Origin of the sequence: Microbacterium sp. oral taxon 186 str. F0373 (genome assembly GCF_000411455.1) — a bacterium.
Lineage (GTDB): Bacteria > Actinomycetota > Actinomycetes > Actinomycetales > Microbacteriaceae > Microbacterium.
This window is the reverse complement of record NZ_KE150457.1, coordinates 1,131,345-1,152,377: the sequence shown is the minus strand read 5'-3', so window position 1 is coordinate 1,152,377 and position 21,033 is coordinate 1,131,345. Positions and strand designations below refer to the sequence as shown.

At 70.4% G+C, this 21,033-nt stretch carries 25 protein-coding genes; 6 read left to right on the top strand and 19 right to left on the bottom strand.

Annotated elements, in window-relative coordinates:
* Positions 1-266: 266 nt before the first annotated feature.
* The 4 genes from rpsN to HMPREF1529_RS05330 form a co-directional block, all read right to left on the bottom strand.
* The gene (gene rpsN / locus HMPREF1529_RS05345; protein WP_005051773.1) at positions 267-572 is read right to left on the bottom strand and encodes a 30S ribosomal protein S14; all 306 of its coding nucleotides are present in this window, start codon (positions 570-572) and stop codon (positions 267-269) included.
* A 4-nt stretch (positions 573-576) separates the two neighbouring features.
* Positions 577-747, bottom strand: a complete 171-nt coding sequence (gene rpmG, locus HMPREF1529_RS05340) for a 50S ribosomal protein L33 (protein ID WP_005051772.1) — start codon at positions 745-747, stop codon at positions 577-579.
* The gene (gene rpmB / locus HMPREF1529_RS05335) at positions 747-983 is read right to left on the bottom strand and encodes a 50S ribosomal protein L28 (RefSeq protein WP_005051771.1); all 237 of its coding nucleotides are present in this window, start codon (positions 981-983) and stop codon (positions 747-749) included. Before rpmB ends, rpmG begins: the two co-directional genes overlap by 1 nt.
* A gap of 211 nt (positions 984-1,194) precedes the next feature.
* Positions 1,195-2,439, bottom strand: coding sequence for an MFS transporter (locus tag HMPREF1529_RS05330; RefSeq protein ID WP_016464008.1), 1,245 nt, complete (start codon positions 2,437-2,439; stop codon positions 1,195-1,197).
* An 83-nt stretch (positions 2,440-2,522) separates the two neighbouring features.
* Here HMPREF1529_RS05330 and HMPREF1529_RS05325 point away from each other — a divergent pair, with 83 nt between their 5' ends.
* A complete protein-coding gene (locus HMPREF1529_RS05325) occupies positions 2,523-3,395 on the top strand; it encodes a LysR family transcriptional regulator (RefSeq protein ID WP_005051768.1) in 873 nt (290 codons plus the stop codon).
* Between the two features lie 4 nt (positions 3,396-3,399).
* Here the strand turns inward: HMPREF1529_RS05325 and HMPREF1529_RS05320 are convergent, their stop codons facing one another.
* The 8 genes from HMPREF1529_RS05320 to HMPREF1529_RS05285 form a co-directional block, all read right to left on the bottom strand.
* Positions 3,400-4,071 carry a DNA-3-methyladenine glycosylase gene (locus HMPREF1529_RS05320; protein ID WP_016464007.1) on the bottom strand — a complete coding sequence of 224 codons (672 nt, stop codon included), beginning with the start codon at positions 4,069-4,071 and terminating at the stop codon, positions 3,400-3,402.
* Complete coding sequence (locus HMPREF1529_RS05315; RefSeq protein ID WP_016464006.1) at positions 4,068-5,492, bottom strand: Ig-like domain-containing protein; 1,425 nt, start codon at positions 5,490-5,492, stop codon at positions 4,068-4,070. The genes HMPREF1529_RS05320 and HMPREF1529_RS05315 overlap by 4 nt, the downstream gene beginning before the upstream one ends.
* Positions 5,482-6,282 (bottom strand): TIGR03943 family putative permease subunit, encoded by an 801-nt coding sequence (locus tag HMPREF1529_RS05310; protein WP_016464005.1) that lies wholly within the window; start codon positions 6,280-6,282, stop codon positions 5,482-5,484. The genes HMPREF1529_RS05315 and HMPREF1529_RS05310 overlap by 11 nt, the downstream gene beginning before the upstream one ends.
* Positions 6,275-7,285 carry a permease gene (locus HMPREF1529_RS05305; RefSeq protein ID WP_016464004.1) on the bottom strand — a complete coding sequence of 337 codons (1,011 nt, stop codon included), beginning with the start codon at positions 7,283-7,285 and terminating at the stop codon, positions 6,275-6,277. Before HMPREF1529_RS05305 ends, HMPREF1529_RS05310 begins: the two co-directional genes overlap by 8 nt.
* Positions 7,275-7,697: a Fur family transcriptional regulator gene (locus HMPREF1529_RS05300; RefSeq protein ID WP_005051758.1), complete on the bottom strand. Its 423-nt coding sequence runs from the start codon at positions 7,695-7,697 to the stop codon at positions 7,275-7,277. The genes HMPREF1529_RS05305 and HMPREF1529_RS05300 overlap by 11 nt, the downstream gene beginning before the upstream one ends.
* 69 nt (positions 7,698-7,766) lie before the next feature.
* A complete protein-coding gene (locus HMPREF1529_RS05295; RefSeq protein ID WP_016464003.1) occupies positions 7,767-8,627 on the bottom strand; it encodes a metal ABC transporter permease in 861 nt (286 codons plus the stop codon).
* Positions 8,624-9,430, bottom strand: a complete 807-nt coding sequence (locus tag HMPREF1529_RS05290) for a metal ABC transporter ATP-binding protein (RefSeq protein ID WP_016464002.1) — start codon at positions 9,428-9,430, stop codon at positions 8,624-8,626. The genes HMPREF1529_RS05295 and HMPREF1529_RS05290 overlap by 4 nt, the downstream gene beginning before the upstream one ends.
* A gap of 29 nt (positions 9,431-9,459) precedes the next feature.
* Entirely contained in the window at positions 9,460-10,398 is a 939-nt protein-coding gene (locus HMPREF1529_RS05285; protein WP_016464001.1) for a metal ABC transporter solute-binding protein, Zn/Mn family, read from the bottom strand.
* 161 nt (positions 10,399-10,559) lie between these two features.
* On the opposite strand from HMPREF1529_RS05285, the gene HMPREF1529_RS05280 reads away from it, so the two are divergent.
* A complete protein-coding gene (locus tag HMPREF1529_RS05280) occupies positions 10,560-11,186 on the top strand; it encodes a manganese efflux pump MntP (RefSeq protein WP_005051751.1) in 627 nt (208 codons plus the stop codon).
* Positions 11,187-11,260: 74 nt separating this feature from the next.
* A complete protein-coding gene (locus HMPREF1529_RS05275) occupies positions 11,261-11,491 on the top strand; it encodes a hypothetical protein (protein ID WP_005051750.1) in 231 nt (76 codons plus the stop codon).
* Between the two features lie 13 nt (positions 11,492-11,504).
* Here the strand turns inward: HMPREF1529_RS05275 and HMPREF1529_RS05270 are convergent, their stop codons facing one another.
* The 5 genes from HMPREF1529_RS05270 to HMPREF1529_RS05250 form a co-directional block, all read right to left on the bottom strand.
* The gene (locus tag HMPREF1529_RS05270; protein ID WP_005051749.1) at positions 11,505-12,131 is read right to left on the bottom strand and encodes a MarC family protein; all 627 of its coding nucleotides are present in this window, start codon (positions 12,129-12,131) and stop codon (positions 11,505-11,507) included.
* Positions 12,132-12,162: 31 nt separating this feature from the next.
* Positions 12,163-13,485: a dihydrolipoamide acetyltransferase family protein gene (locus tag HMPREF1529_RS05265; RefSeq protein WP_016464000.1), complete on the bottom strand. Its 1,323-nt coding sequence runs from the start codon at positions 13,483-13,485 to the stop codon at positions 12,163-12,165.
* A gap of 124 nt (positions 13,486-13,609) precedes the next feature.
* Entirely contained in the window at positions 13,610-14,587 is a 978-nt protein-coding gene (locus HMPREF1529_RS05260) for an alpha-ketoacid dehydrogenase subunit beta (protein ID WP_005051746.1), read from the bottom strand.
* The gene (locus HMPREF1529_RS05255) at positions 14,587-15,714 is read right to left on the bottom strand and encodes a thiamine pyrophosphate-dependent enzyme (protein WP_016463999.1); all 1,128 of its coding nucleotides are present in this window, start codon (positions 15,712-15,714) and stop codon (positions 14,587-14,589) included. Before HMPREF1529_RS05255 ends, HMPREF1529_RS05260 begins: the two co-directional genes overlap by 1 nt.
* 93 nt (positions 15,715-15,807) lie before the next feature.
* Entirely contained in the window at positions 15,808-16,878 is a 1,071-nt protein-coding gene (locus tag HMPREF1529_RS05250) for a histidinol-phosphate transaminase (protein WP_016463998.1), read from the bottom strand.
* A gap of 79 nt (positions 16,879-16,957) precedes the next feature.
* On the opposite strand from HMPREF1529_RS05250, the gene HMPREF1529_RS05245 reads away from it, so the two are divergent.
* Positions 16,958-17,359 carry a phage holin family protein gene (locus HMPREF1529_RS05245; RefSeq protein WP_016463997.1) on the top strand — a complete coding sequence of 134 codons (402 nt, stop codon included), beginning with the start codon at positions 16,958-16,960 and terminating at the stop codon, positions 17,357-17,359.
* 16 nt (positions 17,360-17,375) lie between these two features.
* On the opposite strand, the gene HMPREF1529_RS05240 is transcribed toward HMPREF1529_RS05245, so the two are convergent.
* On the bottom strand, positions 17,376-18,704 hold the full coding sequence (locus HMPREF1529_RS05240) for a hypothetical protein (protein WP_016463996.1): 1,329 nt from the start codon (positions 18,702-18,704) through the stop codon (positions 17,376-17,378).
* Entirely contained in the window at positions 18,701-18,952 is a 252-nt protein-coding gene (locus HMPREF1529_RS05235; RefSeq protein WP_016463995.1) for a hypothetical protein, read from the bottom strand. Before HMPREF1529_RS05235 ends, HMPREF1529_RS05240 begins: the two co-directional genes overlap by 4 nt.
* A 128-nt stretch (positions 18,953-19,080) precedes the next feature.
* Here HMPREF1529_RS05235 and HMPREF1529_RS05230 point away from each other — a divergent pair, with 128 nt between their 5' ends.
* Positions 19,081-19,584, top strand: coding sequence for a low molecular weight protein-tyrosine-phosphatase (locus tag HMPREF1529_RS05230; RefSeq protein ID WP_036282749.1), 504 nt, complete (start codon positions 19,081-19,083; stop codon positions 19,582-19,584).
* Positions 19,585-19,594: 10 nt separating this feature from the next.
* Positions 19,595-21,031, top strand: coding sequence for an adenylosuccinate lyase (purB, locus tag HMPREF1529_RS05225; protein ID WP_016463993.1), 1,437 nt, complete (start codon positions 19,595-19,597; stop codon positions 21,029-21,031).
* The last annotated feature ends 2 nt before the right edge of the window (positions 21,032-21,033 follow it).

The following is a 21,033-nucleotide window of genomic DNA, read 5'->3' as shown; positions in this document are numbered from 1 at the left end:
ATACCTACGATCCCCGGAAATCCGCGGATTTACGCCCTCCTGAGGTCACCTTCCCCGGCGTGTCGGCATCGAATGGTGACGGAAGAGGCTGGTGTGACCGCGGCATCCGCCTGCTGCTCGGTCCAGGATTCGGAGGTCGACACCAGAATCGGATGCCGCGGGCCGCCCCCTCCGCATCCGTTGCCGTTCTCCGAATCCGGTGCCGGATGGGAACGCAGAAGGCCCGCCCCTGACGGGACGGGCCTTCGAGACGTGTGCGTCGGTGCTTACCAGCTCGACTTGGTCACACCGGGCAGCTCGCCCTTGTGCGCCATGTCACGGAAGCGGACACGCGAGATGCCGAACTTCGACAGGTAGCCGCGGGGGCGACCGTCGATGGCGTCGCGACCACGCAGGCGCACGGGCGACGCGTTGCGGGGCAGCTTCTGCAGGCCGACGCGGGCGGCCTCGCGGGCCTCGTCGGTCGCGTTCGGGTCGACGAGGGTCTTCTTCAGCTCGGCACGCTTCTCGGCGTAACGGGCGACGACCTCCTCGCGCTGGTTGTTGCGCGCGATCTTGCTCTTCTTGGCCATGAGATCAGCGCTCCTCTCGGAATTCGACGTGCTTGCGGATCACCGGGTCGTACTTCTTCAGCACGATGCGGTCGGGGTTGTTGCGACGGTTCTTACGCGTCACGTAGGTGTACCCCGTGCCGGCGGTCGACCGGAGCTTGATGATCGGACGAACGTCCTGAGCCTTCTTCGCCATTAGAGCTTCACACCCTTCGCGATGAGGTCCTTGACGACCGACTCGATGCCGCGGGCGTCAATGACCTTGATGCCCTTGGCCGACACGTTCAGCGTGATCTTGCGACCGAGCGAAGGAACGTAGTAGGTCTTCTTCTGCACGTTCGGGTCGAAGCGGCGCTTCGTCCGCCGGTGCGAGTGCGAGATGTTGTGACCGAAGCCGGGAACAGCTCCGGTCACCTGGCACACTGCTGCCATAGTGATTCTCCTTAGTACCGTGACACCGGACGGTGCCACCCAAGATCCCTTGTCTGCATCCCAGGTGGGATCGGACTCCTCCGCCGGTCGTTGAGCGAGCCGGAGGCGAGTCGAAACGTGGTGGGATACGAACTGCGTGCTGGAGTGCGCGCAGACAAAGAGTCAGTCTAGCACGGCCGGGCGTGTCGGCTTGACGTGAGCCCGTCACCGATCAGGCGGCGAGGCGGCGCACCATCCGCGGGGTGGCGACGGAGATCAGCACCAGCACGAGCCCGGCGAAGATGCCGAGGACGACGGGCAGCGCAAGCCAGGCGAGAGCGGCTCCGATCAGCAGGGTCGGCACGGCGAGTCCGACATAGGCGATCAGGAAGATCGCCGCGAGCACCTCGCCGCGGGAGCCCGCCGGCGCGAGAGACCCGGCGACGCCCAGTGACGCCCGGAACATCACGCCCACGCCCGCCCCCGCGACGATGCCGCCGATCACGAAAGCGGCCAGGGCGCCGAGCGCGACGGCGACCGCGACGAGCGCGATCCCGGCACCCATGAGGATCCACGACAGCAGCAGCTGACGACGCAGGCTGAGACGCACGGTGAGCACCTGCGCGACGGCCGCCGACATGAACACGGCGAACGGCACCGCCCCGGCGGCGAGGCGCGACGTGACACCCATGGCCTGGGCCAGCACGGTCGGGGTGAGGGCCATCATGAGGCCGAACACCGCGAAGCCGGTGAACGCCCCGGTGCCCGCTGCCCAGAACGCGCCGCGTGCGGCTGCCGGAATGGCGATGCGCTGCGGACGGTAGCGCCGCCGCTGCCCGCGGTCGACGGTCTCGGGAATCGCCGCTGTGGCCACGAGGGCGATGACGAGCAGCACGAGGAACACCGCATACGGCGTCTCCAGCGGAGCGGGCACCCACGTGATGAGCACCCCCGCCGCGAGCGGTCCGACGGCGAGTCCCCCGATGTTCGCGAAGTTGGAGACGACCGGGGCGATCGTCGAGGACGGCACCGCCACGGCGCGCAGTTCGGCGATGTGCGCCGTGGCGGTGGCGGTCAACCCGCCGATGCCGATGCCGGACACGAATCGGGCGACGATCAGTCCCGTGACGTCCTGCCAGAGCAGGAACATGACGGCGGCGACGATCTCGACGGCGAGCGCGGCGAGGAAGACGAACCGCCGGCCCCACCAGTCGCTGACGTGGCCGACGAGGTAGAGGCTCACGGCGACCCCGACGGCGTACGCGGCGAAGATGACCGTCACCACGATCGGCGAGAAGCCGTCGCGCTGCTGATAGAGCGCGTAGAGGGGGGTGGGGATGGTCGAGAACGCCATCGCGACGGCGAAGGACAGCACGGCCGTCCAGAAGCCGGCGGAGTGTGCCGCACGCGAGCGGCGCGGGGAGGGCGCGGATGCCGGGGCGAGCGCCTCGGCGGCGGGGAGGCTGGTGGTGGTCATGACCTCAGGATGCGCTCTCGGCTGCATCGAGTCCAACGAATTCGAATGATGCATTGCATCGACATCATCGATAGTTTGGCGAGATGGACACCCGCCTTCTGGAGTACTTCGTCGCCGTCGCCGAGGAGTCGAGCTTCACGCGTGCCGCGGCCCGCCTGTACGTCGTGCAGTCGACGGTGTCGGCCGGCATCCAGACCCTCGAACAGCGGATGGGAACCCGCCTCATCGAACGCTCGGGACGGCGCGTCGCGCTCACCGCCGCCGGCGAGCAGCTGCTGGAGCCCGCTCGTGAGATCGTCGACGCGACGAGCCGATTGCAGAGCGCAGCGACCGGCCGCGTCGAGGGCCTGCTGCGCGTCGGCATCTTCGTGAATCTCCCGACCCTGCGCATGCCCGAGCTGTTCGCCGCGTTCCGCGCGCAGCATCCCCTCGTGCGCCTGCGGCTGGTCTCGTCGTCTTCCGGCTCCACCGGCCTCGCCGACGACCTGCGGCGCGGGCGGATCGACCTCGCCTTCATGGGGCTGCCGGCGGCGGAGCTGCCGGACCTGGAGACGGTCGAGCTCGTACGCTCGCCCTTCGTGGCGCTGCTCCCCGACGGGCATGCACTCAGCGCGCTGCCGGAGGTTCCCCTCGATCTCCTGGCGGCCGAATCATGGATCGACGCGCCGCACGGCTTCGGTCACCGCGTGCTCCTCGAACGAGCCCTGACCCGCGCCGGGCTGGTCCGCGAAGTGGCGACCGAGGTCTCCGCCGTCGGCGACATCCCCGCGTTCGTCGCCGCCGGTTTCGGCGTGGCGCTCGTGCCGCAGGTTCTCGTCGTCCCGACGCCGGGCACGGTCGCGGTGCCCGTCACGCCGGTGATCGAGTGGCCGCTCAGCGTGAGCACCCGGCCGCATGCCGGACCGGCGGCGGTGGCGCTGCGCGCGGTCATGGTGCAGCGCTTCGCCATCGGCTGAAAGGTCAGAGCGTCGGGCCCGCCCCACGCCCCCAGCGGAACGGCGAGACGGTCGGGTCTCCCGCGACCCAGAAGCGCCACGGGAACGCGGCCGTTCCCGCGACGCCCGCGACCCCGACGCGGGGACCCGCCTCGATGTCGGAGCGGGTGGCCACCGGCAGCAACAGACGGGCGACGGCGCCGGCCCGCGGGGCGCCCGCGATCGCGTCGATGCCGTCGTGCACGGGATGACGCAGGCCCACGGCATCCCCGAGCCGACCGGGACCGCGTGCCAGATCCCGGGCGGCGCGCGCGGCGGGTCGGCGCGCGAAGGCGACGTGCTCGCCCGCGATCACCTCGCCGGCGCGGAGCAGAACGGCGCCGGCCCGCCCGTCGGGTGCGCAGACGACGTTGACGCAGGAATGGATGCCGTGGCTGAGGTAGACGTAGAGGCGGCCCGGCTCGCCCCACATCGTGGCATTGCGAGCCGTGCGCCCCATCCGCGCGTGGGATCCGGGATCGGGCTCGGCCCCCGTGCCGGCGCCGTGGTAGGCCTCCACCTCGGTGAGGCGCACGGCGACCAGCGCGTCGCCGACGGTGACCTCCAGCACACCGCCGAGCAGGCGCGGCGCGACCTCCACCGGCAGCGCCGCGAGCGCCGCGCGGGTCGCGGGGATCAGACCGGCCCGCTCACTCATGTGCGCGGCGGCGTCTGACACCACGAGATGTCGAAGCCCGCGAGCGCGCCGACCTCGGTTCCCGCCTCCGGGCCGGAGAGGGCCACGACGTGGGTGCGCAGGTGCGTCGGCATCGGCAGCTTGTACCCGTCGTAGGGGTTCGACACGGCATCCGGGGCCACGAGGAACGCGGCGTACCTTCCGCTCGGCGACACGCACGACTGGATGAGGATGTCCTTCGGGTCGACGGAGAAGACCGGTGTCGCCTTTCCCGCGGTGTCGACGACGTTGACGGTGGTCGAGCGCACCGTGAAGCCGTCGACGACGGCCAGCACCCGCAGCGTGTCGCCGTTGCTCATCGGCACCATCTTGTTGGTCTGCCCCAGGGCTTTGTCGGTCGGCGGCAGGTCGACCTGTTTGGCCGTGGCCAGATCGATGGCCGCGGGTCCTTCCACACGCTCGACGATCGCGGTGGTCGTTCCGCGGGCGATGCCGTCGATCGAGATGGCGTTGCCGAGCGTGACCGGGTCGCCACCGGACGGGGAGATGAGGGTGAGGGCTCCGTCGTAGGTGAGCATGAGGATGCTGTCGGTGCCGGGGACGAACCTCCAATCGTCGACGCGGGACTCGCCGCCGCTGCGCTGGATCATCGTCGGCTGCGCAGCGCCCTGCGCGGTGGCGAGCGACGCCGTGAACAGCCGGGCTTCACGGGCGCCGGACGTGCCGACGGTCGCGTCCGTGTAGGTGTAGCCGACGAGGTCGCCACGATCGGCGCTCTGCAGATCGGTGACCGTGCCGTCACCGGGGAGGGGGAGCTCACGCTCGTTCCCCCCGTCGAGATCGGTGACCACGAGGTGCGACTTCTTGTCATCGTCGAGCGTCGACATGACGAGATGGCCGGCGGTGGCGCGGAAGTCCTCGATGTGCGCGTTCGTGTAGACCGGCTCAGGATCCTGACCGGCGAGGCCGGTGCGCAGGATCCGGTCGCCGCCGTCGCCCCGCTGCAGGACGAAGGCCTGCAGCGTCGGGGTCGTGAAGCTCTGTGAGACGGATGCCGTCGGGCCACCGCCGATGCCGCTGACCCCATCGATCGTCACGGTGTATGAGGTGTCGTCCCACAGCGGCTGAGTGAAACGGATGCCGATGCTGCGTCCGGACGTGTCCACGGTGAACGGCGCGGCGGGCGAGACCGTGACCTGGGCCGGGGTGATCTTGGCGAGGGACTGCGTGGTCGTGATGATCAGCCGCGATCCGGCCGCGCTGACCGCGGCATCCGGGTCGACACTCACGTTCGTCACGCGCGGCCCCTGCGCGACCGTGACCGCGGCGCCGGCGAGACCGACGACGGCCAGCGCGGCGACGACGATCGCGAAGCCCGCGAGGAAGGCACGGGAGCGGCGGCGGCGTGTGCGCTCACGACGTGTCGCCCGCTCAGTACTCATACGGATCCCTGGGTTGATCGACCGTCTGCACCGAGGCCGGCTGGATCTGCAGTCGTCCCCCCGCGTCGCGGATCGTGCCCGTCACGGTGACCCACGTGCCGGTGGCCGGGATGTCGCCGGAGGCGACCGGCACACTCGCCGGCTGCGCGTCGATGACACAGTGCGTGATCACCAGACGGGTGAGCCCGAACCCACCGTCGGTGGGGGTCACGAAACCGGTGAGGGTGATGGTGTCGCCGTCGAACGCCTCGGGGTTCGTCGCCGTCGCGAACACGCTCGCCCACTCCCCCACGCCGAACTTCGAGGTGTCGCCCGTGGAGGCCAGCGCCACGGTGTCGGAGCCCTGGAACAGCGGCGGGGCACCCGTATCGCGCTGCATCGCGAGTTCGGCGGACAGCGTCGCCGGCGGGGTCAGCATGATCGCCGCGACCACGCCGACCGACAGGACGCCGCCGGTCACCGTCGCCGTCGCCGCCCACACCCCGCGGCGAGCGTGGTCGTGCCCATGATGGTGCTCATGCCCGCCGCCGGTCGTCGAGCGCGCGGAGCGCGTCGGAGCGTCGTCGCCGTGGTCGTGGTCGTGCCCGTGGTCGGACTCGGCGCCCTTCGGCAGGGCGAAGCTGATCACCGTGCCGACGAGGGCGATGATCGCCATCGGCACCGCGAACCAGTTCGACGAGGGGTTGATGTACAGCGCCAGCTGGCCGTTCAGCCACAGCACCACCGTGACCGCGGCGAGGCCCGCAGCCAGTCCCACCCCGAGCAGGCGCGATCCGATCAGCTCACGCAAGGAGGTTCACCACCGATCCGACGGCCACGGCGAACAGCACGACGATCACGACCAGCCCGGCCAGCACCTTGAAGCGGAAGGTGGTGCGCAGCAGCGCCAGCATCTTCACGTCGACCAGCGGACCGACCAACAGGAACGCGACGATCGAGCCGGGCGTGAAGGTCGACGCGAACGAGAGCGCGAAGAAGGCGTCGACGTTCGAGCAGATCGACACGATCATCGCGAGCGTGATCATCGCCACGATCGACAGCGCCGGGTTGGATCCGATCGCCAGCAGCGCCGAGCGGGGCACGAGCACCTGCACGGCCCCGGCGAGGGCCGAGCCGATCACCAGCGCGGGCATGACGGCGCGCAGCTCGACGACGAACTGGGCCAGGCTCTGTTGCGCCTTGCCCGGGCCGCCGCCGTGGGCCGCATTCTCGAGGGAGATCTCGCAGCTGGCCCGGAACCGGTCGGTGATGAGGCCGTCGGGGTCGGGATGCCGGCTGTACAACCAGCCGATGAGGTTCGCGACCGCGTAGCCGCCGAGAAGGCGCGCGATGAGGATGCCGTCGTCGAAGCCGAACGCCTGGTGCGTGGTGATGATCACGATCGGGTTCACGATGGGCGCGGCGATCAGGAAGGTGAGCGTCTCGGCGACGCCCAGCCCCCGCATCATGAGACCGCGCGCGAAGGGGACGTTTCCGCACTCGCAGACCGGGATGAGCATGCCCAGAAGCGACAGCACCGCGCGCCGGGCCCACGGCGCCCGCGGCATCCACCGTTCGATCGCACCCGCCGGCACCCACACCTGCACCACGATCGACAGCAGCACGCCGAGGATCACGAACGGGAGCGACTCGATCAGGACGCTGATGGAGAGGGTGAGGCCGTCTTGCAGTCGCGTCGGCAACGCGGGGCCCGGGGCGAGGAAGGCGACCGCGATGAGCCCGGCCACCACTGCCGCGCCGATACCGACGACCCCGAGGGCGCGAGCCGGCGCGGCGCGCACCTCAGTCGACACGCTCTCCGACCGGCTCGGCGGCGCGCAGCGCGGAGCACGACGCGCAGAGGCCGAAGATGTCGACGACGTGCTCGGCGGCGGTGAACCCGTGCGCGGCGGCGGTGCGCTGCGCCCACGCCTCGACCTCGTTCGCCTCGATCTCCACGGCGAGGCCGCAGGAGCGGCAGATCAAGTGGTGGTGGTGACCCGTCGTCGAGCACGCGCGATAGATGGCTTCGCCGTCGGGGCTCTGCAGCTGATCGGCCTCGCCGCTGGCGGCGAGCGTCGCGAGCGCCCGATAGACGGTGGCCAGTCCGATGCCGGTGTTCTCGTCACGAAGGGTCGCGTGCAGCGCCTGTGCGCTGACGAAACCGGAGGCATCGGTCAACGCCTCGCGCACGCGGTCGCGCTGCCAGGTGTTGCGCTGGGCCATGCCGGGAGTCTACCCGCGGGGTCTAGGAGCGGGCTGGACGCGTCTGCGCGGTGACGGGGAACCGCGGCGTCACGCCTCGACCGAGCCCCGCCGGCGCACGCCGTCGATGACGCGGCAGAGGAGATAGATGAGGAAGGACAGCGTCGTGATGTAGGGGCTCACCGGCAGCGTCCCGGCGATGGCCAGAAGGATGCCGCCGACCGCCGCCGTCACGCCGAAGCCCGCGGCCAGCAGCGGCACGGCGATCGGACCGGTGGAGACCCGCATCGCCGCCGCCGCCGGCGTCACCAGCAGCGAGAGCACCAGGAGGGCGCCGATGATGTGCACCGCCACCGCCACGACGATTCCCAACAGGATCATGAACGCGAACGAGACCACGGTCGTCGGCACGCCGCGCGCGGCGGCGGACTGCGGGTCGAGCGAGTCGAAGTTCAGCGGCCTCCAGATGAGCAGCAGTCCCACGAGCACGATCGCACTCAAGACGATCAGCACGGTCAGCTGGTCGCTCTGCACCGACACGATCTGGCCGGTGAGCAGGCTGAACCGGTTGGCGCTGCGCCCGTTGTAGAGCGAGATGCACAGGATGCCGATGCCGAGCCCGAACGGCATGAGCACGCCGATGATCGAGTTGCGGTCGCGGGCGCGCGCACCGAGCCAGCCGATGAGCCCCGCGGCGATGAGCGAGCCCACGATCGAGCCCGTGACGACGTCGACGCCGAGAAGGAGCGCCGCCGCCGCACCGGCGAAGGACAGTTCGCTGATGCCGTGCACGGCGAAGGCCATGTCGCGCTGCATGACGAATACGCCGATGAGTCCTCCGACGATGCCGAGCACCGCACCGGCCCACACGGAGTTCTGCACCAGGGCGAGGATGTCGCCGTAGCGCGACATTCCGCCGAACAGCGCGTTGCCGATGTCACCCCAGCTCACGCGACACCTCCCGCGGGTGCGGCGACGGCGTCGCCGTGATGGTGGTGATCGGCATCCGAGTCGGGCGCTCCGACCACGACCAGGCGCCCGCCGACGCGGGCGACGTGCACCGGGGTGCCGTACAGGGCGGTGAGGGTCTCGGAGGTCAGCACCTCGTCGGGGCTGCCGAGGGTGAAGCGTCCGCCGGTGAGATAGAGGATGCGATCGACCTTCTCCAACACCGGGTTGATGTCGTGCGTGACCAGCAGCACGCCGGCGCCGCTGGCGGTGCGGTAGCGATCGATGAGGTCGATCACGTCGCGCTGATTGGCCAGGTCGAGACTGGTCAACGGCTCGTCGCACAGCAGCAGACCGGGCTCGTCGGCAAGCGCCTGTCCCACGCGCAGACGCTGCTGCTCGCCGCCGGAGAGCAGCCCCACGGGGCGGTCGGCGAAGGCCGCGGCCCCGACGGCATCGATCAGTGTCTGCACACGATCGCGGTCGCCGCGGCGGGGCACCGGGAAGCCGAAGCGGTGCCCGTCGACGCCGAGTCGCACGAGGTCGCGTCCGCGCATGGCCGTGTGCCGGGGCAGGGGCCGCTGCTGCGGGATGTAGCCGATGCGACGGTTCCCGGCCCGGTGCACGGGCTCGCCGAGCGCCTCGATCGTGCCCGCGCTGAGGCGCTCAAGGCCCAGAACGGCACGAAGAAGCGTGGTCTTGCCGGCGCCGCTGGGCCCGAGCACCGCGACCAGCTCTCCCGGCTGCAGCTCGAGGTCGAGGCCGCGCCACAGCTCATGGCCGCTGCGCGAGAGCGCAGCGGCCATGATCCGAAGAGGAAGGGGGGAGGCGGGGGTCACGAACCCAGCGCGGTCTTGATCTGCGTAGCCATGTCAGTCATCCACGATACGTAGTTCTGACCCTCGGGGAGCAGCTCCGAGGCCTTGATGACGGGGACCTTGGCCTCGGACGCCTTCGCTTCGGCCTGCGTGGTCTCGGCACCGGCGGCCTGCGCGTTCACGAAGAGGATCTTCACCGAGCCGCTGCCGATCAGCGTGAGCGCGTCCAGGAGCGTCGCGGGCGGGACGTCCTGACCCTCCTCGACCGCCTCGCTGAAGGCGGACGGCGTGACGTTCTTCAGTCCGGCGGCCTCGGCCAGGTACAGCGGGACGGGCTCGGTGACGAAGATCTCGGCACCGCTGTGGGCCTTCGAGATGTCGCCCAGGATCGGCGTGACCTTCTCGTCGATGTCACTGCGCAGCGCCGTGGCGTTGGCGGTGAAGACGCTCGCATCGGCGGGGTCGAGCGTGCCGAGCTGCTTGGCGATCTCGTCGGCGACGGCGGCGATGGTCTGCGGGTCGTAGAAGACGTGCTCGTTGAAGCCGTCGACGGCCGCGGAGGGGTCGGAGCCCTTCCACTCCGGCGAGAAGGTGACGGCGCTGATCAGCGGAGCGGTCGACTTCGCGGCATCCTTCAGCGAGGCCATGAACGGGTCGTACCCGCCGCCGTTCTCGATGAGCAGCTGCGCGTTCTGGACGTCGAGCTGATCGGCCGCGGTCGCCTCGAACTCATGCGGGTCCTTGCTCTCGTCGGCGATGAGCGAGGTGACCTCGACGTGGTCGCCGCCGACCGTCTTGACGATGTCGCCGTACACGTTGGTGGAGGCGACGACACTGATCGTCCCGCCCGAGGAGGCGGAGCCGCTGGGGGACGAGGTGGCAGAGCTGGAGCAGCCGGCAAGGGCGAGGGCGGATGCCGCGACGAGCGCGGAGAGGAGGACGACGGGACGCTTCATGTCCTCAACCCTAGGACTACTGATAATCGTTATCAAAACCAGGGTGGCCGAAATGCTGTCAATTCATAGCTTCCGCTTGCCGTGCCCCACGACTGCCCTCCAGGCTGTACTTCGGCCTCCGTGTCCGACGGCGCTCACGGGCGGCTGTCGCCCGTCCGACCGTGTCGAATCCGGTCACCGTCTTCCCCTTTCGAGGAGCCGTCATCTCTGCCTGGACTCTGTTGTTGTTGGCGCTCGGCGTGTCCGCCGACGCGTTCGCCGTCGCGTTGGGCAAGGGCCTGCAATTGCGGGCACACGTGCTGCGCACGGCGCTCGTGTTCGCGACCGCGTTCGGTCTGTCGCAGGCGATCATGCCGCTGCTCGGCTGGCTGCTCGGTTCGACGTTCGCCGACGCGATCGCGCCGTGGGACCACTGGATCTCGTTCGGTCTGCTCGCCCTGGTCGGCGGGAAGATGCTGTGGGAGGCGCTGAGCCCCGACGCCCCGGTGGATGCCGAGCACCCCGAGCACGTGCACGACATCGAGGCCTTCAGCGGTCGCGAGGTGGTTCTCCTGTCGATCGCGACGAGCATCGATGCCCTCGCCGTCGGAGTGTCCTTCGCATTCTTGAACGTCGACGTCGCGATCGCCGTCACCACGATCGGGCTCGTCACGTTCGCGCTGTCGTTTCTCGCCGTCTTCGTCGGCTACCGCATCGGTACGCGCTTTCGCCGACCGGCGGAGATCGTCGGCGGCCTGGTGCTGATCGGCATCGGCACGCAGATCCTCATCGAGCACCTCACGGCCTGACCGTCGCAAACGGCTGCGGCACCCCTTTCGCGCGCCGGCAACGCGCGACAGACTGTCGGTAAGGAGGTGCCCTCATGCGATTGCTCGACCGATTCCGCGCGTGGCGCACGAACCGCAAAGAGAACCCGTACGTTCCACCCGAAGGCCGGTTCACCGGCAGCGTACTCACGCAGCTCCCCGGCGTCCGCGGTCCGTCGCTCTGGACCGGCAAGCGCGGCGGCCTCGGCGACGTGCTGCAGCCGGCGAACCTGTCGGGAAACTTCCACCCCGTCGTCGATCCCGTCGACGACCCGCGGGCGCGCTGATCCGACCCGGTCCTCAGGCGAGGCCCGGCAGCGCGGCGGTCAGGCCGTGCACGAGGATCTCTACGCCGATGGCCAGGATCAGAAACCCCATCACGCGGGTGATCGCACCGACACCGATCGGACCGAGCTTCTCGGCCAGCGGCGTGCCGTAGCGCAGGAGCACCGCGATCACCGCGGCGATGACGAGGACGGCGACGACGATCCCGACCCGGTCCAGGATGCCGGGATTGCGCGCCGCGAGTCCCACGACCACGCCGATTGCGCCGGGGCCGGCGATGAGCGGCAGCGCCATCGGCGAGAAGCTGATGTCGGTCTTCGCGGCGGCGTGCTCCTTCTCGGCATCCGAGGCGCCCGCGCCCAGCGCGCGCGGCACGACCATGCCGAACCCGGAGTGCATCACGACGAGGCCTCCGGCGATCTGCAGCGCGCCGAGCGAGATGCCGAAGAACTGCAGGATCAGCGTGCCGAGCAGCGCGAACACCGTGAGGATGGCCGCGACGTAGACCCCCGTGAGCCACGACTGCCGGCGGCGGTCGGCCTCGCCGAGGTGAGCGGACAGCCCGGCGTAGGCCGCGACCGCGCCGATCGGGTTCGTGATCGGGACGAGCGCCGCGAGCGCGGCGACGAAGACGGTCAGCATGCCTTCATTGTGGCGCAGCGGATGCCGCGGCTCAGTCCAGCAGCAGCGCCGGCTCCTCCAGGATCGACGCGACGTCGGCGATGAAGCGGCTCATGCCGTCGCCGTCGATGACGCGGTGGTCGAATGAGCCCGAGACCGTGGTGACGAAGCGGGGACGCACCTCGCCGTCGACGACCCACGGCTTCTGGCGGATCGTGCCCATGGCGACGATGCCGGACTCTCCGGGGTTGATGATCGGGGTGCCGGCATCCATGCCGAAGACGCCGATGTTGGTGATCGTGATCGTGCCGCCCTGCTGATCGGCCGGCGTGGTCTTTCCCTCCCGCGCCGTCAGCGTCAGCTTCTCGAGCGCCTTGGCGAGCTCGCGGAGGTTCAGGTCCTGGGCGTCCTTGATGTTCGGCACGAGCAGGCCGCGCGGCGTCGCGGCGGCGATGCCGAGGTTGACGTAGTTGCGCACACGGATCTCGGCCGAGCCGTCTTCCTTGTCGATCCACGCGGCGCCGATCAGCGGCGTGCGCCGCACCGCCCAGATCACGGCGCGCGCCATGATCAGCAGCGGCGAGACCTTGATGTCGGCGAAGTCGGGCGACGCCTTCAGCCGCTTGACGAGCTCCATCGTGCGCGTCGCGTCGACGTCGGTCCACACCGAGACGTGCGGCGCCGTGTAGGCCGAACGGACCATGCCCGAGGCCGTGGCCTTGCGCACGCCCTTGACCGGAATCGCCTCTTCGCGCTCGCCGACCGGCGGTGCGGGGACGGGCGCGGCGGAGACCGGGATCGTCTGCTCCCGCTCGGCGGGCGCGGTGGGCGTCGCGATGTTGCGGAAGACGCTCGCCTGCTCGGCGTGGCGCACGACGTCATCGCGGGTGACCTCACCGGCGGGACCCGTGGGGGTGACCTCGGCGAGGGTGACGCCCAGGTCGCGCGCGAGCTTTCGCACCGGCGGCTTGGCGACGACGCCGACGGAGGCTCGGACGGTCTCGGCGCGCTCGGCCGGGCGCTTGCGGCGAGAGGTTGCGCCGGAGCCCGTGCCGTACCCGACCAGCACGGCGCCGCCGTCGTCGGATGCCGAGGCCGGCTCGGGCTGTGCGGGTGCGGGGGTCTCGGCATCCGCCGCCCCGCCGATCGTGATGATCGGGGCGCCGACCGTGACGGTCTCACCCTCGGGGGCGAGGAGCTCGCCGACGGTGCCGGAGAACGGCGACGGCAGCTCGACCAGCGACTTGGCGGTCTCGATCTCGACGAGCACGTCGTTGACCTCGACGGTGTCGCCGGGTGCGACGCGCCACTGGACGATCTCGGCCTCGGTGAGGCCTTCGCCGACGTCCGGCAGGTGGAAGATCTGCTCGCTCATGTCGTTCTCCTTCAGGGCGTGAGTCCGCGAGACACGTGATGCGCACCGAGACACGGGGCTACGACGCGTGTCTCGGTGCAGGGATGGTGTCTCGCGATCATGGGCGGGGCGGGGCGGGGGGCGGTCAGTAGGCCAGGGCGCGGTCGACGGCCTCGAGGATGCGATCCGCATCCGGGAGGTAGGTGCCCTCGAGCTTGGCGGGCGGGAACGGAACGTCGAAGCCCGACACGCGCAGCACCGGCGCTTCCAGAGCGAAGAACGCCCGCTCCATGACGGTCGCGGCCACCTCCGAGCCCACCGACGTGAACCCGGGCGCCTCCTGGGCGTAGACCATGCGACCGGTGCGGCGCACCGAGTCGAGGATGGGGCCGTAGTCGATCGGCGAGAGCGAGCGCAGATCGATCACCTCGCACGAGGTGCCCTCGCTCTCGGCGAGCGCGGCGGCCTGCAGCAGCGTCGTCACCATCGCACCGTGGCCGACGAGCGTGACGTCGGTGCCGCGGCGCACGAGCCGCGACGCGTGGAGGGGCAGGGGGCGCTCGACCGTGTCGACGTCGCCCTTCATCCAATACTTGGCCTTGGGCTCGAGGAAGATCACCGGGTCGGGCGAGCGCACGGCATCCTGGATCATCCAGTACGCGTCGTTCGCGGTCGAGGGAGAGACGACTCGCAACCCCGCGGTGTGCGTGAAGTACGCCTCCGGGCTCTCCTGGTGGTGCTCGACGGCCCCGATGTGGCCGCCGTACGGGATGCGGATGACGACCGGCATCTGCAGCGCACCCTCGTGCCGGTTGGTCAGCTTGGCGAGCTGCGTCGTGATCTGGTCGAAGGCAGGGAAGACGAAGCCGTCGAACTGGATCTCGATGATCGGACGGAACCCCGCCATCGCAAGCCCGATCGCGGTGCCGACGATGCCCGACTCCGCGAGCGGGGTGTCGAGCACGCGCTGCTCACCGAACTCGGCCTGCAGGCCTTCCGTCACGCGGAACACGCCGCCGAGGCGGCCGATGTCCTCGCCCATGAGCAGAACGTGGTCGTCGGCGGCCATCGCGGCGCGAAGACCCGCGTTGAGCGCCTTCGCCAGAGGCATGGACTCCACCATCAGACTCCTCCCTCCAGCGACGCCTCGTAATCGGCGAGCCAGCGACGCTGCTCCACCATCAACGGGTGATCCTCGCTGTAGACGTGCGCGAACATCGACTCCGGCTCGATCGTGCCGAGCGCGTTGGTGCGCACGCGCACGTCGTCGGCGTAGGCCTGGGCCGCGGCATCCACGTCGTCGAAGAAGGATGCCGCCGCACCCCGCGCCTGCAGATACGCGCGCATGCGGGCGATCGGATCGCGCCGCGCCCACGACTGCTCCTCGTCGGACGTGCGGTACTTGGTGGGGTCGTCGCTCGTCGTGTGGGCGCCCATGCGGTAGGTCATCGCCTCGATCGCGCGGGGCCCCTCGCCGGCGCGCGCCTCGTCGAGCGCGAGCTTGGAGACCGCGTAGCTGGCCAGCACGTCATTGCCGTCCACGAGGATCGAAGGCATGCCGTAGCCCGCCCCGCGGCGGTAGAGAGGCGCCCGCGACTGCGTCGCGACCGGAACCGAGATCGCCCAGTGGTTGTTCTGCAGGAAGAACACCTCGGGCGTGCGGTAGGTGTTCGCGAAGACCATGGCCTCGTGCACGTCACCCTGGCTCGAGGCGCCGTCGCCGTAGTAGACGACCACGGCTTCATCGCGCGCCGGATCGCCCGTGCCGCAGCGCTTGTCGAAGACGAGGCCCATGCCGAAGCCGGTCGCGTGCAGCGTCTGCGACCCGAGAACGAGCGTGTAGATGTGGACGTTGCCGTTCTTCGGGTCGGTCGGGTCCCAGCCGCCGTGCGTCAGACCACGCATCACGCGGATGATGTCGATCGGGTCGACACCGCGGGTGGTGGCGACGACGTGCTCGCGGTACGACGGGAACAGGTGATCCTGCGGCCGGGCGGCGCGCACCGACCCGACCTGGGCGGCCTCCTGACCGAGCGACGGCGGCCACAGCGCGAGCTGACCCTGCCGCTGCAGGTTGGTGGCCTGCCGGTCGAAGGCGCGCACGAGAACCATGTCGCGGTAGAACGTCTCGAGCTCGGCATCGGAGAGAGCGTCGATGAGGGGCAGATACCGCTCGGCTTCGGGCGTGGGGGCGAACGTCCCGTCCGCCGCCAGAACGCGCACGAGGGCCGGGTCGTCAGGCGGGGTCATGTTCCCACGCTAACGCCCCGCGCATGCGTCCGACTGCATGGGATCGACAACGGGAATCGCGATCCGCCGTGCGTCGACCACAACGCGCAGGAACTATGGACGCGCAGCGACGGATGCCGCGACCCGAACGATCGGCTCGATCGCCTCGTGCTCACCGATGGAGATGCGCACACCGTCGCCGGCGAAGGGGCGGACGATCAGACCGGCCTCCTCGAACGCCGCGGCGACCTCGAGCGCACGCGCGCCGGCCGGCAGCCAGACGAAGTTGCCCTGCGCTTCGGGCACGTCCCATCCGGTCGCACGCAGCCGCGCGGCCAGGTCGTCACGGTGCGCGGCGAGGGTGCGCACCCGCTCGAGCAGCTCCCCCTCGGCATCCAGGCTGGCCAGGGCCGCCTCCTCGGCGGCGGCGGTGACCGACAGGGGGATGCCGGTGCTGCGCGCGGCCGCGAGGATGCGCGGGTCGCCGACCGCGTACCCGACGCGCAGCCCGGCGAGCCCGTAGGCCTTCGAGAAGGTGCGCAGCACCACGACGTTCGCGTGCCCGGCGGCGATGACGTCGGCGCCGGCCACGGCATCCGGGTCGGTGACGAACTCGGCGTACGCCTCGTCGAGGATCACGAGCACGTCGTTCGGGACACGGCCGAGGAACGCGTCGAAGTCCGCCTGGGCCACCACCGGGCCCGTCGGATTGTTCGGGCTGCAGACGATGATCATGCGCGTGCGCTCGGTGACGGCAGCGGCCATCGCGTCCAGGTCGTGGCCGCCGGCCGCATCGTTCGCCACGGTGACGGCGGTCGCGCCGGCCACCGTCGCCAGGCTCGGATAGGCCTCGAACGAACGCCAGGAGAAGAGGATCTCATCGCCCGGTCCGCTCGTGGCCTGGGCGAGCTGGAAGAGGATCGACACCGAGCCGGCGGCGATGTGCACGGCGTCGTCACCGACGCCGAAACGCTCCGCGAGGCGGGCCCGCAGACGCGGTGATGAGGCGTCGGGGTAGCGGTTGACGGCGATCGCCGCCTGCACGGCCGCCACGACGCTCGGCAGCGGGGCGAAGGGGTTCTCGTTGCTGGACAGCTTGAACGCTTCGGCGCCGGCCTGCTTTCCCTGCGTGTAGGCGGGAAGGGCGGCGATCTCGGGGCGGATGCGCACGGGCAGATCGGTCACGCGTCGAGTCTACGAGGGGCGCTGCGACCTGGAGTGAAGCCTTTCGTGCGCGGCGTCCGCGTGGAAGACTGTGAGGACCATGCGCTTCATCGTCCGCGTCGTCGTCAACGCCTTCGCCATCTGGGTCGTGACGCTCATCCCCGCCCTCCAGGTCGGGGTGACGCCGTTCGCGCCCGGCGAGACCCTGCAGCTCGTACTGACGCTGCTCGCCGTCGCCGCGATCTTCGCGCTGGTCAACACGATCATCGGCACCGTGATCAAGATCGTCGCGATCCCGCTGTACATCCTGACGCTCGGGCTCATCTCGTTCGTCATCAACGGGCTGCTGCTGTGGATCACGGCGTGGGTCACCAGTTCGTGGGGCTGGGGCCTGACCGTCGAGAGCTTCTGGCTCGGCGTCGTCGCCGCGATCCTCATCTCGCTCATCAACTGGGTGTTCGGCATTCTGCTGCGCCCGCAGGAGAAGAAGCGCCGCAGCTGACGGTCGCGCCTCCTCGTCAGAGCCCTCCTCCTCCCGAGCGCCGTCGTCGATCCGCCGAGCGGGCCTGCTCTCGGTGGGCGCCGTAGACCGTCGAGGTGACGACGGCCGCGCCCGCAAGGGGTGCGAGACGCTCGCGGAGCGCGTCGATGCGCGGATCGTCCGAGGAGTCGACCATCGCCGCCGTCTCGCGGTAGGCGTCGAGCTGGTGCACCGCGAACGTCGCATCGCTCCACCGCGGCATGGGATCGGCCTCGCGTTCGACGACGACACTGTCGCCAGAGCCCGAGACACCCGGAAAGCCGCCGACCGCGAGCGCCGCGACCGGATCGTCCGTGTGCCGGACGGCGACCGAGAGCACACCGTCGGCCTGTTCGGCCTGGACGGGGCTGCCGAAGCTGACCTCGGTCACGACGTCGAAGTCGCCGTCCCGCGCCAGGTAGGCCGCGATCATGCCACCCTGCGAGTGACTGAACACGTGCACGCGATCTCCCGCGACCGCCCCCGCCGCCGTCAGCGCGCGCTCCACCGCGAGGTACGACGACGACTGGGCACCGAAGTACAGCTGGAGGTTGGAGGTCATGTCCCACGGCTCGTCCGCCGCGAACGCGGCGCGGGTTCCCGCGATGTAGGCCACAAACTCGCGCTCGCCGGACGCGTAGCGGTACTCCTCCACGCGCACGCGCGCATCGTCGAGGCCGTCCTGTCCCGGCATCCGATCGATGACGTCGACCAGTCCGCGCGGCGCGGCGTCGGCACCGGTCGCGCGATGCGTGCTGATCTCCTCGACGGATGCCGTCTCTGCCCCGGGCCGCAACGGGGGCGCCGCGGCGGGCACCGTGCCCCGACCGGCGCGGCGGACGGCGGCGGTCAGCTGCGTCAGGGCGGGTCCGAGCGGGCCGTACACCCCGAGCATGAGGGCGCTGTCTCGCATCTGGTCTTCGATGTCGCGGTGACGGCCCTCGATCCACTCGGCCGCGAGCCGCTTCGCCGCCGCCGCGACATCCCCCTCGGCCTGCATCCGTGCCGCCGCGAGCTGCATGACGTCGACGTCGCGTGTGCCGTGGAGCGCGTGCAGCGCCTCCTTCTCGGCGAGGTCGTACGTCTGGGCGAGCGTGTCGAGCGTGCGCGAGAGGTCGGTGGCGATCGCGTGCGCCTCCCGCGCCCGCCCGGCGGGATCGGGAACCCAGAGCCCGGCAGCCAGCGACGCGGTCCCGGCGCCGGCGAGCGCTTCTGCGACCTCATCGAGACGAGCCGAGATCGGCCCGAGGGCGCCGGACAGCTCTCGCAGCGCATCGGTGTCGACCGCGACGAGCCCGCCGGAGCGGATGTCGACGTCGTCGCTCATCCCGCCGCCTCGATGAGCGCCCGCTCGGCCGCCTGAGCCAGGTCACGGTCCCAGGTGTCGATGTCATCGATCGCGACCGCGCTCAGGTGCGCGCAGGCGTCGAGACGCTCCCGGATGGGTTCTGCCGCCGTGGTCGCCCACTGCGCGTCGGCCCGCAGCCCGAGCATCCGCCGATTCGACTCCACGAGAGTCTCACGCGCCTGACGCAGGAGGGCCCGGGCATCGGCGATATCCGCGAGTCGGTCCACAGGACGATCGTCGGCCCGGGCTGCGCAGCGCCGTGCGACGGTCTCGACATCCGTGGACAGGCGCGGCGCGCCGCCCGCGTGGGGAGGAGGTCTTTCGTGCGGCCGTCGACCTGCACCACAATGGGGAGGTGACTGCCCACGCCGCACCGTTTCGCGTCGTGTTCGTCTGCACCGGCAATATCTGCCGCTCCCCCATGGCCGAGATCGTCTTCCGCGACATCGCCGACCGCGCCGGCCTCGGCGCTCGCGTCGTGTCGACCAGCTCAGGGACGGGCGACTGGCACGTGGGCGAACGCGCCGACAGCCGCACCCTCGATGCGCTCGCGCGACGCGGCTACGACGGCGCACGCCACCGCGCCCGTCAGTTCACGCTCGACGACTTCGAGCGCAATGACCTCGTGGTCGCCCTCGATCGCTCGCACGAGCGCATCCTCGCGAGCTGGGCGCGCACGACGACGGATGCCGACAAGCTCGCGCTCCTGCTCTCTTTCGACCCCGAGGCGCACGGCAACCTGGACGTCCCCGACCCGTACTACGCCGGCCCGGAGATGTTCGACGACGTGCTCGGTATGATCGAGAGCGCGAGTCGGGCGCTCTTCCGGCAGCTCGAACCGGCCATCCGTCCGTTGTGAGCCTGTCGTCGTGCGCACCGGCCGCGCGTCGACAGACACCGTGATCGGAGCCCGCGTCGTGACCACCGCGAACACCCTCGCCCACCAGCCCCTCAGCCCGCTTGACGGCCGTTACCGCGGCGCCGTCGCCGACCTGTCGGCGTACCTGTCGGAGGCCGGCCTCAACCGTGCGCGCGTCGAGGTCGAGGTGGAGTGGATCATCACGCTCACCGACCGCGGCCTGTTCGGCTCGACGGCGCTCACGGCCGACCAGAAGGACGCCCTCCGCGAGCTCTACCGGGCGTTCGGCGCGGCAGAGATCGAGTGGCTCGCCTCCACCGAGTCGGTGACCCGCCACGACGTGAAGGCTGTCGAGTATCTCGTGCGCGACCGCCTGCAGACACTCGGCCTGGACGCCGTCGCCGAGCTCACGCACTTCGCGTGCACCAGCGAGGACATCAACTCGGCGTCATACGCCCTGACGGTCAAGCGTGCCGTCGAGAACGTCTGGCTGCCGAAGCTGCGCGCCGTGATCGACGCTCTGGCGGCGCTCTCGCACGAGCACCGGGATGCCGCGATGCTCTCGCGCACGCACGGTCAGCCCGCCACTCCGTCGACGATGGGCAAGGAGCTCGCCGTCTTCGCCTGGCGGCTCGAGCGCGTGGCCGCCCAGATCGCCGACGGCGAGTACCTGGCGAAGTTCTCCGGCGCCACCGGCACCTGGTCGGCCCATCTGGCCGCCGCGCCCGACGTCGACTGGCCCGAACTGTCCCGCGCGTTCATCGAGGGCCTCGGCATCGACTTCAACGTGCTGACGACGCAGATCGAGTCGCACGACTGGCAGGTGGAGCTGTACGACCGGGTGCGTCACGCCGGCGGCATCCTGCACAACCTCGCAACCGACATCTGGACCTACATCGCGATGGGCTTCTTCGCGCAGATCCCGGTCGCCGGCGCCACCGGCTCGTCGACCATGCCGCACAAGATCAACCCGATCCGTTTCGAGAACGCCGAAGCGAACTTCGAGATCTCCGGCGGCCTGTTCACGACGCTGGCGTCCACCCTCGTCACCAGCCGTATGCAGCGCGACCTCACCGACTCCACGACGCAGCGCAACATCGGCGTCGCGTTCGGCCACTCCCTGCTCGCTCTCGACAACCTGCAGCGCGGGCTCACCGAGATTTCGCTCTCCCGCGACGTGCTCCTCGCCGACCTCGACGCGAACTGGGAGGTGCTCGCCGAGGCGATCCAGACGGTGGTGCGCGCGGAGATCGTCGCGGGACGGTCGCAGATCACCGACCCCTACGCCCTGCTGAAGGAGCTCACGCGCGGACGCCGCGTCGGCGGCCCCGAGCTGGCGGAGTTCGTGCGCACGCTCGACATCGGCGAGGACGCGAAGGAGAGGCTGCTGGCGCTCACGCCGGCCGGGTACACCGGCCTGGCGGACGAGCTCGTCGACCGGGTCTGAGC